Source organism: Halobacillus litoralis, assembly GCF_020524085.2.
GTDB classification, from domain to species: domain Bacteria; phylum Bacillota; class Bacilli; order Bacillales; family Halobacillaceae; genus Halobacillus; species Halobacillus litoralis_E.
In genome coordinates, this window is the sequence record NZ_CP129016.1 from 337,782 (window position 1) to 352,624 (window position 14,843).

The 14,843-nt window shown below is 45.6% G+C and carries 12 protein-coding genes, 1 pseudogene and 2 riboswitches; of the genes and pseudogenes, 1 reads left to right on the forward strand and 12 read right to left on the reverse strand.

Going from position 1 to position 14,843, the window contains the following annotated elements:
- The first annotated feature begins 140 nt into the window (after positions 1-140).
- Positions 141-566 (forward strand): Hsp20/alpha crystallin family protein, encoded by a 426-nt coding sequence (locus LC065_RS01815; RefSeq protein ID WP_206947011.1) that lies wholly within the window; start codon positions 141-143, stop codon positions 564-566.
- A gap of 247 nt (positions 567-813) precedes the next feature.
- Here LC065_RS01815 and LC065_RS01820 read toward each other — a convergent pair whose 3' ends face one another.
- The 12 genes and pseudogenes from LC065_RS01820 to LC065_RS01875 form a co-directional block, all read right to left on the reverse strand.
- The gene (locus tag LC065_RS01820; RefSeq protein ID WP_226593802.1) at positions 814-2,148 is read right to left on the reverse strand and encodes an NCS2 family permease; all 1,335 of its coding nucleotides are present in this window, start codon (positions 2,146-2,148) and stop codon (positions 814-816) included.
- A 224-nt stretch (positions 2,149-2,372) separates the two neighbouring features.
- A riboswitch (purine riboswitch) is annotated at positions 2,373-2,475 on the reverse strand.
- 79 nt (positions 2,476-2,554) lie between these two features.
- Entirely contained in the window at positions 2,555-4,093 is a 1,539-nt protein-coding gene (gene guaA / locus LC065_RS01825; RefSeq protein ID WP_306163708.1) for a glutamine-hydrolyzing GMP synthase, read from the reverse strand.
- Between the two features lie 107 nt (positions 4,094-4,200).
- Positions 4,201-4,302: riboswitch (purine riboswitch) on the reverse strand.
- 34 nt (positions 4,303-4,336) lie between these two features.
- Positions 4,337-6,532, reverse strand: coding sequence for a transglutaminase TgpA family protein (locus tag LC065_RS01830; RefSeq protein WP_226593798.1), 2,196 nt, complete (start codon positions 6,530-6,532; stop codon positions 4,337-4,339).
- Positions 6,532-7,797 carry a DUF58 domain-containing protein gene (locus tag LC065_RS01835; RefSeq protein WP_226593796.1) on the reverse strand — a complete coding sequence of 422 codons (1,266 nt, stop codon included), beginning with the start codon at positions 7,795-7,797 and terminating at the stop codon, positions 6,532-6,534. Before LC065_RS01835 ends, LC065_RS01830 begins: the two co-directional genes overlap by 1 nt.
- Positions 7,794-8,759 carry an AAA family ATPase gene (locus tag LC065_RS01840; RefSeq protein WP_226593794.1) on the reverse strand — a complete coding sequence of 322 codons (966 nt, stop codon included), beginning with the start codon at positions 8,757-8,759 and terminating at the stop codon, positions 7,794-7,796. The genes LC065_RS01835 and LC065_RS01840 overlap by 4 nt, the downstream gene beginning before the upstream one ends.
- Before the next feature lie 462 nt (positions 8,760-9,221).
- The gene (locus LC065_RS01845; RefSeq protein WP_226593792.1) at positions 9,222-10,295 is read right to left on the reverse strand and encodes a HAMP domain-containing sensor histidine kinase; all 1,074 of its coding nucleotides are present in this window, start codon (positions 10,293-10,295) and stop codon (positions 9,222-9,224) included.
- On the reverse strand, positions 10,282-10,965 hold the full coding sequence (locus LC065_RS01850) for a response regulator transcription factor (protein ID WP_226593790.1): 684 nt from the start codon (positions 10,963-10,965) through the stop codon (positions 10,282-10,284). The genes LC065_RS01845 and LC065_RS01850 overlap by 14 nt, the downstream gene beginning before the upstream one ends.
- A gap of 10 nt (positions 10,966-10,975) precedes the next feature.
- Complete coding sequence (locus LC065_RS01855) at positions 10,976-11,539, reverse strand: redoxin domain-containing protein (RefSeq protein ID WP_226593788.1); 564 nt, start codon at positions 11,537-11,539, stop codon at positions 10,976-10,978.
- 16 nt (positions 11,540-11,555) lie between these two features.
- Positions 11,556-12,309 (reverse strand): annotated as a pseudogene (locus tag LC065_RS01860) (cytochrome c biogenesis CcdA family protein).
- A complete protein-coding gene (locus LC065_RS01865) occupies positions 12,299-12,901 on the reverse strand; it encodes a hypothetical protein (protein WP_226593784.1) in 603 nt (200 codons plus the stop codon). Before LC065_RS01865 ends, LC065_RS01860 begins: the two are co-directional and overlap by 11 nt.
- A 169-nt stretch (positions 12,902-13,070) precedes the next feature.
- Positions 13,071-13,757, reverse strand: a complete 687-nt coding sequence (locus tag LC065_RS01870) for a glycosyltransferase family protein (RefSeq protein WP_226593782.1) — start codon at positions 13,755-13,757, stop codon at positions 13,071-13,073.
- Positions 13,758-13,853: 96 nt separating this feature from the next.
- Positions 13,854-14,837: a ring-cleaving dioxygenase gene (locus LC065_RS01875; protein WP_226593781.1), complete on the reverse strand. Its 984-nt coding sequence runs from the start codon at positions 14,835-14,837 to the stop codon at positions 13,854-13,856.
- Positions 14,838-14,843: the final 6 nt, after the last annotated feature.

The window sequence follows — 14,843 nt, forward strand, 5'->3', positions numbered from 1 at the left end:
GAGAGCCTCCTACGCTAGTGTTTGGCAAAAAACGTGACATTCACCTAGTCGATGTTCTTTGCATACACTATAAACCATGAGAAGAGACGTGCACAACAGATTTATAACGCAATCTATGACATTTTTTGGAGGCCGATGATATGAATCAATTCAAAGATTGGAAAACCAACCTCGACCGCTTCTTCGGGCAGGACTTCTGGGGAGACTTCGACGGCATGATGAAACCCTCTGTTCCGGCCATCAACATGTATCAATACGACAATGAACTGCTTTGCTTCGTCAACATCCCAGGAATGAACCACCCGAAAAATGTTGACGTCCTCGTCGACCATTCAACATTGACTCTGAGTGGAAAGATTGAAATCAACAACCGCGGTGGACATCAGATCAAATCAGAGATCGCCGACGGCTCGTTTGAAAGAAGCATCGACCTTCCTTTTCCGGTAAGGCATGACAAAGTGGAAGCGACGTATAAGCATGGGCTGCTTGTGATCCAGCTTCACCGCTATATTTCGGACTCCACGAAACAACGTCCGATTACGATCCGCCATTTAGAGGATGAATAAAACCGGCAGCCGATTACGGCATGCCGGTTTCTTTTTGCCGATCGTGGCGGGTCGCTCTAGCTTCCGCTGACATATTAGCAGCTTTGGTGCTTTTATTAGCAGGTTCATCGAATATATTAGCGAGTTTTCCTATTCTATTAGCAACTCCACCTTATCGGTGGCTTTGCACCATTTATCGATCAGTTTCACCAGTTTATCAGTGACTTCAGCCCATTTATCAGCGAGTTTCGCTATTCTATCAGTATTTTTACGCGAGGAAGATAAAGTACAGCACAAAAATCACAAACAGGAAGTACATAATCGGATGAATCTCTTTTCCGCGCCCCTTCAACAGCATCGTAATCGGATAGAAAATGAATCCGATGGCAATACCCGTTGCAATGCTGTAGGTCATCGGCATTGCAGCAATCGTAAAGAAGGCAGGAACCGCGATTTCAAACTGATCCCAATCGATATTTTTCAGCGTAGAAGCCATGAGCACACCAACGATGATCAATGCTGGAGCCGTCACTTCCGCGGTAACCACAGAAAGTAGTGGCGAGAAGAAAAGCGCCAAAATAAAGAATCCAGCTGTGACCACAGAGGTGAACCCTGTACGTCCACCAGCTCCAACACCAGCTGTGGACTCAATGTAAGAGGTCGTCGTCGAAGTACCGACAACGGCACCAACGACTGTCGCTGCTGAATCGGCAAATAATGCACGGTTGGCACGCGGCAGTTTATTATCTTTCATAAAACCAGCTTGCGTCGCTACAGCTACAAGCGTTCCGGCTGTATCGAAAAAGTCGACGAATAAGAAAGTTAAAATGACGACAAGCATTTCAATCGTAAAAATTTCACCGAAATGTGTGAAGGCCGCACCGAAAGTCGGCGCAACGCTAGGAGCTGTGCTTACAATTTCTCCAAAGCCAGCCGGTGGAGCAATCAAGCCTGTCACCATTCCTGCGATGGATGTCAGGACCATTCCGTAAAAAATACCGCCTTTCAAGCCCATCGCCATCAGCATGATACTGACAATGATTCCAAAGATGGAAAGCAACGTTGGCCCTGCCGTCAAGTCTCCAAGTTGAACTAGTGTCGCATCACTGTTCTGCACGATCCCGGAGTTCTGAAAACCGATGAAGGCGATAAACAAGCCGATTCCGGCCCCGACCGCTAGCTTTAGGTTTGGAGGGATCGCATCAATGATCATTGTCCGCAGGCCTGTTACAGTTAACACAATAAAAATAAGTCCAGAAGCCAAAACGCCTGCGAGCGCTGTTTCCCACGGAATTCCGAAACCTAAAACGACCGTGTACGCGAAAAATGCATTCAAGCCCATTCCCGGAGCAAGGGCGATCGGATATTTCGCAAACAATCCCATAATCAGTGTACCGACAGCTGCTGCAATCGCCGTTGCTGTGAATACGGCTCCTTTATCAATCCTTGTTACACCTTCCGGAAGCTGCTCAATTCCATCAAGTGCCAGGGTAGATGGGTTGACGAACAAAATGTACGCCATCGCGAGGAAGGTCGTTAAACCTGCCATAAACTCTCTGCGATATGTCGTCCCAAACTTTTCAAACTTAAAAAACTTACTCATAACCATTTCCTCCCCTTTTCCCTCTATTTATCTCACGCCGTCACTCTATTTGTGCCCAGTACGAAATATTGAATTCCCATACACGACAATTCGATCGGCACCGGGTCCGCTTTCTCTTTTTTTCGAACCAGGTACCAAAAAAAAAAGACACTCTTGGAAGCTCCAAGAGTGTCTATATCTATACGAAGGAAACGGACGAAAGGCGCAACCTATAGAGGTCTCCCTTATCGTCTATTCACCAACGTAGTCAGACCGATTTACGGTAGTCTGGTAGAAACTCATGGGCCTTATTCCCAAAATTATACGACGGTGTTGCTTTATTCATTTGTCTCTATCTTACAAGCTTCGACATCGTTCGTCAACCCTAAATCCGAACGTTAATATCTAAATTAAAATTAACGTTCGATTATTCCCACTCGATTGTTGCAGGTGGCTTACTCGTCACATCGTACACGACGCGGTTGATGTGATCGACTTCGTTGACGATTCGTGTAGAGATTTTCTCAAGGACGTCCCAAGGAATACGCGCCCAATCTGACGTCATTCCATCAATGGATGTAACGGCACGGATCCCGATGGTGTAATCATACGTACGCTCATCGCCCATGACTCCAACAGAACGGATATCCGGAAGCACGGTGAAGTACTGCCAAATGTCACGATCAAGACCTGCTTTTTTAATTTCATCACGAAGGACATAGTCTGATTCGCGAACGATTTCAAGCTTCTCTTCTGTCACTTCACCAAGCACACGGATGGCAAGACCCGGTCCTAGGAAAGGCTGGCGCCACACAATATGCTCAGGTACACCCAGCTCTGTTCCAAGCGCACGTACTTCATCTTTGAACAATGTGTTAAGAGGCTCAATCAATTCGAATTGCATATCCTCAGGAAGTCCACCGACATTGTGGTGAGACTTGATCGTCTGTGCTGTCTCTGTACCACTTTCGATAATATCCGTGTACAAGGTTCCTTGTGCCAGGAAGTCGATTTCCTTCAATTTTTCTGCTTCATCATCAAAAACATAAATGAATTCATTGCCGATGATCTTACGCTTCTTCTCAGGATCGGATACACCCGCAAGCTTGCTCATGAAACGGTCTTTGGCGTCAATTTTAATAATGTTCATATTAAATCCGTCTCCAAGGGTACGCATAACATCATCCGCTTCATTTTTACGTAGCAGCCCATGATCGACAAAAATACATGTGAGCTGATCACCAATAGCACGGTGGATCAAAGCAGCGACAACAGAAGAATCCACGCCACCACTCAAGGCACACAACACTTTACGGTCGCCCACTTGTTCACGGATTTTCTCCACTTCCATTTCCACGACATGTTCCATCGTCCAATCATCGGTCGCGTCACAAACATCGAAAACGAAACTGCGGAGAATGTCATTTCCATATTCAGAATGACGGACTTCCGGGTGGAACTGAACACCGTACATGCGCTCTTCATCGTTACTGATAGCGGCTACCGGGCAGGACGCGCTTGTCGCATCGACTTGGAAACCTTCCGGCGCTTCGATGACTTTATCACTGTGGCTCATCCAAACGGTTTGTTCTCTCGGTGTTTTAGCAAAAATCACCGGCTCTTTCGCCACGTTAATATCTGCTTTTCCATATTCACGCTCTTTGGCACGTTCGACTTTTCCACCAAAATGATGGGTCATCAATTGCATGCCATAGCAAATCCCAAGGACTGGAATACCAAGTTCGAAAATCTGCTCGTCACAACGGAAGCTGTCCTCCCCATAGACGCTGTTCGGTCCACCGGATAAGATGATTCCAGTCGGGTTCATTTCTTTAATCTCTTCGATGCTCATTTTGTGAGAGTGAAGCTCACTATACACACCGAATTCACGGATTCTTCGTGTGATCAATTGGTTATACTGGCTCCCGAAGTCCAGCACGAGAATCATGCCTTGTACTTGTTCCATTTGTTCCACTCCTTGATCTATAGACTTTGATTTTCATAAAAAAATGGATGGATCCCCTGCCTCAAACAACGACGACGAAGGCAGAAATCCATCCATGTACATACATGTCACGTGATTCCCACCTTCATAGTCAGGGCGTTTACGGTGCCCCGGTAGAGACTCTCAGGCCATATTCCCGAGGATATACGAAGGAAGAATGCATCTGATAATTTTCATTCATTCTATCAACCGCATGAAAAGGAATCAAGACAATGTCTTTTTGATTAAATTTTCCCATAATTCAGTGACTTTGGGCCACTGTGTACTTTGAGCCTCATTCCTGTAGATGACACGCTCATAATGATTGGTCAACCGCCGCATGTCATTCGACTGATAATGCTGATCGACTGATATCGCAAAATCCCGCAACGTTTGTTCAGGCTTACGCTTGAATCCTTTATGATCAAGCACTTTCAGTAGATAATGGTAAGCTTTTTCGTACGTTTCTTCATCTTTGTTTTTCCGGTACTTACGAATGAGCAACGCTGTCATCCAACGGTACCTTGTAAAATAAAGAAAAATCGCTGCTACAAGGATTGCGCTTAAAAGCCCCCATAACCATGTGTAACTTTGATTGGAAGACCCTGCCGCTCCTGCAGCATCAGAACTTTCTTCCTCTTCCATTTGCTGCGGATTCCCCATTTGATCTTCCGGTGTTTCGCTGTCCTGGGCCGCTGCTGGATCTTCCCCTTCTTCCGTATCCACATCTGTATAGAAGTCTGTGTTGTTCGTGAATCCTTTCGTCGGCTCAAAAGGCACCCAGCCGATCTCAGGGAAATAAACCTCTACCCAGGAGTGGGCGTTCCCGCTTGTGACTTGATATACATTTTGCAAATCATCACTAAGCTCGGTATCCCTTGTGTCTATGCGCTCTCCTCCGGTAAACCCTTTTACCCAGCGGGCTGGAATCCCTTCAGAACGAAGCATGACGACCATGGATGTAGAAAAGTTATCACAGTAACCGAGCTGGGACTCGAATAAGAACTGATCGACATAGTCTTCATTTTCGTCTGGAACGGGAACGTCAGTCGTCGAGTATTCAAAGCCATTGGAAGAAAAGTAAGACTCGATCGCTTTGGCACGATCATATCGATTGTCTTCTGCCTCTACAATTTGATCGGCTAGGTTTCTCACACGGTTTGGTAAACCATCTGGAAGTTGAAGGTACTGGTCACGAATTTCTTGAGGGTCGTTATCTCCCGCTTCACGTAATTGGTTGTATGCAAAGGAAGGATACTCATAATTGGCGATGAACTCATTCACCTTCGCAGGAGAATCTCCTTTCACAGTATCCATCTCCCCCGTGTTCTCGTGGACACGAAGTTCATAATCATTCGGGAACCTGACGAGGGAAGATAACCCATAGGGATAGACCAACTTCCGGAAAGAAGCCTGCCGTGACATTTCAATCATGACCGTCTGTTCTTCCACTTCTACATTGTCCGTAAACAAATCGTAGGTAAGGTTTTGTGGGTCCATATTGGTCACTGGCTCTTCCAGCGTATCTTCCCACCCTTTTCCTGTGTACGTATCCTTCGACTCGATCCGCCAATAACGCTCTCCATCAGCGGTCGCACGGAACACAGGGGTATCATCTTGAATGAAAGATCCGCCCAGCCGGCTGTCATCTTCTCCATAACCGACTTTTTGAACGGTGCCGCTGCCACTTCCACCTGGTCCAGCTCCGCCTGCCGCACTTTCAATATAAGGGACAGGGTCCGGCCATTGCGGATCAAGTTTCGGTGAGGCGTAAGCAGCCGCAGAGGAAAACAGGATGATCGCAAGAAGTGGGAGAGCCCATACTTGCGCTTTTTGCAATCCTTTAAAGGAAATCGATTCTTGATCCATGACTTTTGCGAAACTCGATAAGCCGAGGGCAACCATGCCAAGGATGAACGTTCTAACAATCGCCCATTTCCCATCAAAAATCGTAAACGTATCAACGACTGTGACGTAAATGAGTGTCAATACCACGAAAAAGAACATCCGACGGGCTACGACGAACCAATAATAAAGCAGATAGCTCATCAGCCATAGAAGAATCAAAAACAATAAACTTCGGAAGAGCGGCGTCATCTGCCACCATTCCTGCGACTGGATCATCTGGATGTTGAATAGAACCTGCTCATATAAGACCGAAAACCAGTCACGTGAAAAAATCCGTTCTGCGATATAGAGTCCATCCATGATGAACGCAAGTCCCAGCCCTTTTAAAGGAATGGATAGGTACCACGGCACTTGTAAAAAAGATACGAAAAAGCAGAACGTCGCGTAGATGAAAAACACGCGGACATCATCCGTTTCGGAAATCTGCTCCATCGGACGCATCCATTCACAGAACAATAGAAAACCAGTAATGTAGAGTATCAGTTTATAGATGAACGATTGTCGCTCTTCCATCATGTGTTCACCTCAAATTGTTGTTGCGTCAGCTGTTCCTCATTCAATACGTTGACAACGACGCCCTGAGTTTTCATCTGTTTCACAGCTTGATGATCCTGGAACGACATTTGTCCATGAGGACGCACATAGAAAAAGACGACACGCTTGCTTCTTTTTGCCAGTTTACTAATCGCAACCTGGATTTCCTTGTCCAAATGGTGACTGACAATCATGAGCATCACACCACTTGGAATCAAAGATTTCTCCCGCTCCATCTGTTGCGCGAAAGGAATGCGACCGACAGGACGAATTCTTGCCAAATGCCCTTGCATTTGCTGCTGGTGAGCGTGGTCCTGGTGAAAAGGAAAGTATTTACGTCCGTCACCGAGGGACATAAAGGATAGCGGAGAAGATGTTTTATGGAACTCCTTCATCAAAGAAGCCGTGAACTCCACCGCTCCTTCAAAACTCAATTCACTCATCTCCGGATGATAGACGCCATTCAGGATGAGCATCATGTCGACACTTTTTTCCTGTTCAAATTCTTTTGTCATCATCTCATTCTTCTTCGCCGTCGTTTTCCAGTCCACCCAGGCAAAGCGGTCACCAGGCATATATTCACGGACACCTGTTACCATATTCGTGTTCTTTTCATTCAGTTTGAAAGATGGGCTCGCCCCCTGTTCAAAGCTGTACACCCGGTCTTTCATTTTCACAGGTCTGATATAAGGAAAGACCAGCAATTTGCTTTCGTGATGATAGACGTGCTCTTTTTTTACAAAACCGAAGAAATCACCGGTCTTGATTCGGAGTGCCTTCAATTTATGGTCACCACGAGGGACTTTATCAAGTTGGTACCGGTAAGTAATTGTCTTACTGAACCATGGAAAAACAACCTTTTTCACTTTACGAGATTCATAAAATTGATCCGTTTTATCCATATCCTTGTATTTGTCCAGGTGCTCGTCCACTTTCTTCAGAGATTCCGGTAAGTGTTCTTCGATAATACAGTAATAGATGGGAAAAGGAACTTTCCTCTTCAACTTCACTTCGACATCGATGGTTTCACTCCCCATCGCCATCCGTTTAGAAAGATTCCGTTCGATTTTCCAATTATGGACCGGATAGATGAGGACAGCAGCCATATATAGGAGAAACGGCAGAAATGCATAAAAAAGAAACCAGCTGACAAAACCACCCTGGAACATGGCATAGGAAAAGAGGATGACGAAGAGGATCGCTACGACAAGACTTCTAGCGATGATTCCAAGTTTCCGCCTCATTCACTAATGTTCCTCTTCACTGGAATGGACGTGGAGGATAGCAGGCTGTCAATGATCGACTCAGCCGTCTGTCCTTCAAACCTTGCTTCCGATGTGAGAATCATTCGGTGAGAAAGGACATAAGGAGCCATGAATTGCACATCATCAGGTACGACATAATCACGGTCGTGAATGAACGCATAGGCCTTAGCCGCTTTCATCAATGCCATCGATCCACGCGGGCTGACCCCAAGGTAAACGCCATCATGAGTCCGCGTCCCTGTCACAAGATCGATGATATAACGATTGACCGTTCGATCAACATAAACCTCCAACACTTCTTTTTGTAAACCAACGAGCTCTTCTCTTGTCAGCACAGCGGAAATTTCTTCAATCGGGTGGCCGTTCGAAGTTCTTGAAAGCATTTCCATTTCCTGCTTAGCTGTCGGATACCCCATCTTCATTTTTATTAGAAAACGGTCGAGCTGCGCTTCAGGCAATGGATAAGTCCCTTCATACTCAATCGGGTTTTGCGTCGCCATGACGAAAAACGGATCACTGAGGGGCACTGTATTCCCATCGACCGTAATACTCGTCTCTTCCATCCCTTCCAAAAGAGAGGACTGCGTCTTCGGTGATGTCCGGTTGATCTCATCAGCTAGAACAATATTGCCGAGAATCGGGCCAGGTCTGAATTCGAATTCCATACTTTTTGGATTATATATCGATACACCCGTCACATCAGAAGGAAGCAAGTCTGGCGTGAATTGGATGCGTTTAAAGTCACAATCCAGAGATTTAGCCAGCGTCTTCACAAGCATCGTCTTTCCGACACCCGGAACATCCTCTAAAAGGACATGCCCTTTCGCAAGTAATGCGACAAGGCTCAACATCGCTGCTTCTTCCTTCCCGATCATGACCTTCCTCATATTTTTAAGTACATCCGATATTTTCGGTTGATACAAAAATGTCTGCTGAGTCATTTGGTGTACCCCTTTCTCCCTAAAATACTATTTTTTCTGAAAAATCAAGCTCATTTTAACTATACTATAACGCACAGACATGAACAAAGGTTGTGAACCATTGGATATTATAGGAAATAGCGTCATTTCAGGGTTTATACTTCATAAAAAAATTTGTCGATAGAAGAGGAATAAGATCCTACATGGACTTTTTTCTTTTTTCAAAAAATGGTTAACTTCCATGACTATTTATGGTATCTTGAATTTGAGCCATCTTAATTAAAGATATATAAAGATGATAAGAGACGAAAGTTTGTATAGGTATAGGTGGCGGGGGCCTCAGCGTTGAGCTGAGGCTTTAAATATAGGTGTGATTGTGAATGTATGAGCAGCAAGCACCGCACCGTTGAGGCTATTATGGTGCATGGCACGCATTAGGAATCACCCCCAACTCCGCGCAGAAAAAAAGCGCAAACCATTCGTTTACGCTTGCATTGGCAATGTTATAGAAAAACAGTGCTTCCGGCCGTCTGTTTCCAATTGAATTTGACCGTCATGGCGTTCAACGATCTGTTTACTGATCGAAAGCCCGAGCCCTGAGCGTCCGTCTGAACGGGAGGGATCGACACGATAGAAGCGATCAAAAACCCGATCCTTTTCATCTACAGGGATCGCCCTTCCTTCTCCTTTTACCTCGATCACGTAGGATTTTCCTTCTGTTCTCCCTACGACCTTTACCCCATCTGTACCCTCATGGTAATCCAGAGCATTTCTCAACAGATTGGTGAGAACCTGTTGGAAGCCTTGTCTATTTATAGGGACTTCCGCAGCTTCAATCTCACTCTTCAATCCAATCCCTTTTTTCTCAAATTCCAAATTGAACATCTGTCTTACTTGTGAGATGACCTGTGTCATTTCCTCCTGACTGACCTCCAGTGGCTTGGTGGGTGCCACCATTCTCCAAGATTCCATGTCATCCAGCCGGGATAACAGTTGAGACACTCGATCCGTTTCTTCTGCCAGGGAACAGTATATCGCCTGATCCCCTTCAATTACCCCTTTTTCAAGGGCCTCTAAATACCCCTGCAAATTAGATAAAGGTGTACGCAGTTCATGTGATAGGTCGCGAAGCATTTGGTGACGAGAACGCTCCTGCTGCTGCAAACGTCGGTTCATTCGATTGAAGTGATCGACAAGCTCTCCTATTTCATCATGCGTATGGACATTTAAATTTTCTGGATAAGTCCCTGTTTTCATTGTTTCCATGGCCGAGGTCAACTCTTTGACAGGTACAAGCACTTTCCTTGTCACGGTTGAATATAAAAAAGCACCCATCACGATAACCACTCCTCCGATCACCCAGGCGTAAATGAGCAAGGAGTTGTTGAAGGTCAGCTGGGCTTCACGCTCGACACCTGTAAGATCAGCGGCAAGAAAACACGCCGTCTGATAGAGTGTCATGCCTGTAACGATGACGACTCCAATGAGAAGTGCAATGTTTACGATGGTCATTTTCACCCAAAGTTTTGGTGGCAGGAGCCGTTCAATGAGACGCATATTTATACCCCACCCCTCTCACCGTCACAATCCTCTTCGGAACAGAAGCATCCGCTTCTATCTTCCGACGAAGCTTTTTGATGTGCGCATCGATGGTACGGTCCATAATATCTGCTTCGCCGTACGGATGAATTTGTTCGAGGAGCTCCTCTCTCGTAAACACTTGATCTTTGTGGTCCATCATAAAATAAAGCAGGTTGAACTCATAGTGCGTTAACTCCAGACGTTCACCATCCAACCATACTTCTCCTTTCCGAGGCTTCACTTCAAGCCCTTCGTGAGAGAGCTTTTGACACACATGACCGGTCCTCCGCAAAACGGCTTCCACATGCGCCATCAATTCTTCCGGGCTGAACGGTTTCGTCATATAATTATCAGCACCAAGGCGCAGTCCTGAAATGCGGTCTTCCGTCGTTCCTTTCGCAGACAGCATAATCACTCCAGGCGAATCTTTGCTTTCTTCCTTTACAAAGCGGCATAATTCTTCCCCGCTCCATTTAGGCAGCATCAAATCAAGGATCAGCAGGCAGGGGCGGTGCAGAAGAAAGAGCTCTTTCCCTTCAACCCCGTCATAAGCCTGTTTCACGCTGTACCCTTCATTCGTTAAGTAAATGCTTATTAAATTTGATATCTTCCGGTCATCTTCAACGATCAGTACTTCCGGTTTCATGTAATCACCCTTACATTTCTGCCATCCTTTGCACCATCATATCGTAATTCATCGCCCCGAGCATAACAGAACTGATCTTCCCTTCTTCATCAACAAAAACAGAAGTAGGGACGGGGTTGACCTCATATTGGTTGGCAACGGACACATCTTTATCAAGCAAAATAGGGAACGTCAAGCCGAATTCATCTACGAAGTCCCGGACACCTTGTACACTCGCTTCCGTCTCTGTTAAATTGACGGCCAATACTTGGATGTCTTCGTTTTGAGAGAACTCCTGCATGTCCGGCATTTCAGCCCGGCATGGCGGGCACCAGGTGGCCCAGAAATTGATCATGACTTTTTCTCCACGATAATCGGATAAAGAAACCTCTTCCCCGCTTAGCGTCTTCAGGGTGAAATCCGGCGCTTGCTGCCCTTTCTCCAATCCAATGTCGACTTCCTCCGTGGCCGCGCCCTCAGCGATCATCTTCTCACCTTCGGCAACTGGATCCTGAGTCTCTCCTTCATATACAAAATCATAAACAGCCCAGACAAATAAGGCGGTTACAATGACAATGAGGCCCCATTTCTTCATTCAATCCCCTTCCTTTCTATAAAATAACCATCCCTAGATTGGCAAGCCATGTATCCTGGACCAAATTCAACAGCAACGTCGAAATCCTCGTCATATACCCGGTATAGAGAAACGCACCAGCTAAAATCATCGCAACCCCACCGATTTTCAAAATCCGCTCACTATATTTCAAGATCACTCGAGTTGATCCTATGAAAAAGGAGAATAGGAGAAACGGCAAAGCAAACCCGATGACGTAAACGACGGTGTACAAGATCCCCTGTGTCGGGTTGCTTGCTGACAGCAGAAGAATGGAAGCAAAAATCGGACCGATGCAAGGCGTCCACCCTGCTGCAAAACCCATGCCTGCAAAAAAAAGTTCCCGCCAGGCTCAGTGACGTATTCGGTTTCGTCTGCACCCTTTTCGTTTTCATGAACCAGCCGATCTTCAACCAACCGGCGACGAAAAGTCCCATCAAAATGATGAAAACCCCAGCCAGCCGCTGTAGGAGAAGACCTGAGCTCCCGGTTAAAACATTTTGTACTGCACCACCTACGTATGATGCGCCTATTCCTAAACTGATGAAAATTGAGGAAACACCTAGAAGAAAGAGTATAGAATGCGTGAGTAACCTCTTTTTCACCTCAAGACTACGATTCTCCTTTATCTCTTTCACACTCATCCCGGTAATATAAGATAAATAGGCCGGGAATAAAGGCAGCGTACACGGCGACAGAAAAGAAATGATCCCTGCGCCGAGTGCAAGCCAAAGCGTTACATCAGCCCCCATGGTTCTTACCTCCTTTTTTCAATAAAATCAATGTTAAACTCATCAAAGCGACCACAAGATAAAATACAGGGTCCATTCGATACCCCATCAGATCAGGAGCCCGATAAAGCCCCCCTGCGAGCAACGCCCCACTGAATGCAAAAAACACACTCCATAGACGCTGCTTATGTAAAACAACCATGACAAAGAAGCTGAAAGCGAAAATGACATCAACGAGATGCCCATCATCCAACACGAGCCTCTCTAATAGGGAAAAGCTTACCATACTACTTGCCAGCATAAGGAAATATGCCTGCACGTAGGGCTTATGTACATGACGTTTCCGCCACTCCCACAATACTGTAGCTATAGAAGCGATGTAGAATTCAGCCGTGCCACTCGGATAAGCGAGTACCGAAAGTGGATAGTCCAATAAAAGCTCCCATTGTGTCAATCCTTTCGCTCCTATAAAAAACAGAAGCCATGTGGTGAGGATCGATGCATAGTGATCCATCGGTTTCTTTTTTTCCTTTTGTGAAGAAAGAATCCAAAATACAGCCGGCCCCATGAGCAATGCGATGACCCTGATGACCAGCAGTGGTTGCAAAATCATATGAAACCCTCTTTTCCTTCTGTCTATCCTAAATCACTTGTGTGAAAATATCATGAAAGTCCAGTCTTTCATGATGATTTTTCCATAATAAAAGAAGCCTCTGGACTTCAAAAGCCCCGGCCTCCATAATCTTACACTATTATCCTCTCCGTTGGTTCTCTCAAGATTTTCAGCCGTTTTCAATAAAAGAGAGGACATCTGCCATAGAAAAGGCAGGGTTATGGGGGTGAAGGTGTTCATAAACCGCCTTCATAAACGTAAAATCTTCTATATGATCCAAGGACCAATCATGATGACTGAGGTCTTGATTTTGGACAATCTCCCCAACCGCTGACTCCCCTATTCTCTTCACGATAAACGGGGTGACCTGTTCAAAATCATGAGACGAGCTTGCATTCATGTAGGCATCTTTCAACGCTTCATAAGTAAACACTTCGATATCCATTCCTTTGGGGTAGGTCCTGCGAAGAGTATTGGAAGCGTACAAGGCATTCGGATAATGCTGAAGAAACATTCCAATCGCTTGATCGACGATGGCAGGATCTATAAGAGGGCAAGTTGCAGACAACCGAACAATCACATCCGCTTTATATTTTCGACCCGTTTCATAAAATCGGCCAAGCACATCTCTTTCTGAACCACGGAACGTCTCGACATGTAACTGCTGACACAACTGAACAATTGGATCATCGGTTTCCTTCGTAGATGTGCTGACTACGAGTTGATCAATCCTCTTAGAACACCTCACTCTTTCTATCAAATAGGCCAGAAGTGGTTTTCCACCCACCTTCTTCATGGTCAGTCCCGGACAATCTGTTTCATTCATCCCCGCCTGTAGAACCGCTAAAACGTTCATTTTCTCCCCCCTACCATAATCATCTTATGATAAAAAGGGAAGAATCATTAATTACAGAAAAGCCAAGGTGTCATTCTGCAACACCTTGGCTTTCTTTCATTCGTATTCTTTTTCTATATTCTTCGTACTTCGAACCGTATCAATCGGTCGAACATAATTTTCAATCTCTTCACGCTTCGGCTCAAGCTTCGGCGGCAGAGACAGCTTCTCACCTAAGGTTTCATATGGTTCATCACCCATGAAACCAGGTCCATCCGTTGCCCACTCAAATAAAATCTGCGGGGCAACTTTAGCATATAAAGAACCAAAATAATGACGATTGACGAATCCTGAGTTCCTCAATCCAAACTTCGATAAACGTTCGATCCAGGACTCCAGTGCTTCCTTGTCTTCTACACGAAATGCCGCATGGTGGACGGTTCCATACCCTTGACGGGCCGGCGGGAGAATCGCGTTGTATTCCACAATCACAGAAGCACCATTTCCACCTTCCCCCACTTCGAACAAGGTGAACGCGCCTTCTTCATTCACTTCCTTGAAATTCATGACTTTCTCAAGCATTTCCTTGAAGTATTCCCTATTATCGACTCTCACGTACAAGGGACCAAGACCGGTAATGGCGTACGCCAATGGAATGGGCCCGTTCTGCCATGGTGTACCTGGGGCTACTCCCTCATCGGTTTCATCGGATACAAGTTCATAAGCTTGATCATCGAAATCGACGAACGGAAGCACTTTTTTGCCGAACCGTTCCTGAATTCCTTTGTGTTTCACTTCCAAACGGTTGAACCGTTTTACCCAGTAATCCAAAGCCTCGTCACTCGGTACACGGAAAGACGTTTTCGCAATCTCATTCGTTCCATGGGATCCTTTTGGAATACCAGGAAAGTCAAAGAAAGTCATATCCGTACCGGGATTCCCCTCATCATCAGCGAAAAATAAATGATACGTTTCAATATCATCCTGGTTGACTGTTTTTTTCACAAGACGCATGCCAAGGACATAAGTGAAAAATTCATAATTCTTCTCTGCACTGCTTGTTATGGCGGTGACATGGTGAATGCCTTTTAATTCATTCATTCGATC

Excerpts from the sequence above, each read along its gene's own strand:
- LC065_RS01875 (WP_226593781.1), bottom strand. The coding sequence starts at position 14,837 with ATGAATGAATTAAAAGGCATTCACCATGTCACCGCCATAACAAGCAGT.
- LC065_RS01820 (WP_226593802.1), bottom strand. The coding sequence starts at position 2,148 with ATGAGTAAGTTTTTTAAGTTTGAAAAGTTTGGGACGACATATCGCAGA.
- LC065_RS01870 (WP_226593782.1), bottom strand. The coding sequence starts at position 13,757 with ATGAACGTTTTAGCGGTTCTACAGGCGGGGATGAATGAAACAGATTGT.
- LC065_RS01865 (WP_226593784.1), bottom strand. The coding sequence starts at position 12,901 with ATGATTTTGCAACCACTGCTGGTCATCAGGGTCATCGCATTGCTCATG.
- LC065_RS01815 (WP_206947011.1), top strand. The coding sequence starts at position 141 with ATGAATCAATTCAAAGATTGGAAAACCAACCTCGACCGCTTCTTCGGG.
- LC065_RS01840 (WP_226593794.1), bottom strand. The coding sequence starts at position 8,759 with ATGACTCAGCAGACATTTTTGTATCAACCGAAAATATCGGATGTACTT.
- LC065_RS01855 (WP_226593788.1), bottom strand. The coding sequence starts at position 11,539 with ATGAAGAAATGGGGCCTCATTGTCATTGTAACCGCCTTATTTGTCTGG.
- guaA (WP_306163708.1), bottom strand. The coding sequence starts at position 4,093 with ATGGAACAAGTACAAGGCATGATTCTCGTGCTGGACTTCGGGAGCCAG.
- LC065_RS01835 (WP_226593796.1), bottom strand. The coding sequence starts at position 7,797 with ATGAGGCGGAAACTTGGAATCATCGCTAGAAGTCTTGTCGTAGCGATC.
- LC065_RS01850 (WP_226593790.1), bottom strand. The coding sequence starts at position 10,965 with ATGAAACCGGAAGTACTGATCGTTGAAGATGACCGGAAGATATCAAAT.
- LC065_RS01845 (WP_226593792.1), bottom strand. The coding sequence starts at position 10,295 with ATGCGTCTCATTGAACGGCTCCTGCCACCAAAACTTTGGGTGAAAATG.
- LC065_RS01830 (WP_226593798.1), bottom strand. The coding sequence starts at position 6,532 with ATGGAAGAGCGACAATCGTTCATCTATAAACTGATACTCTACATTACT.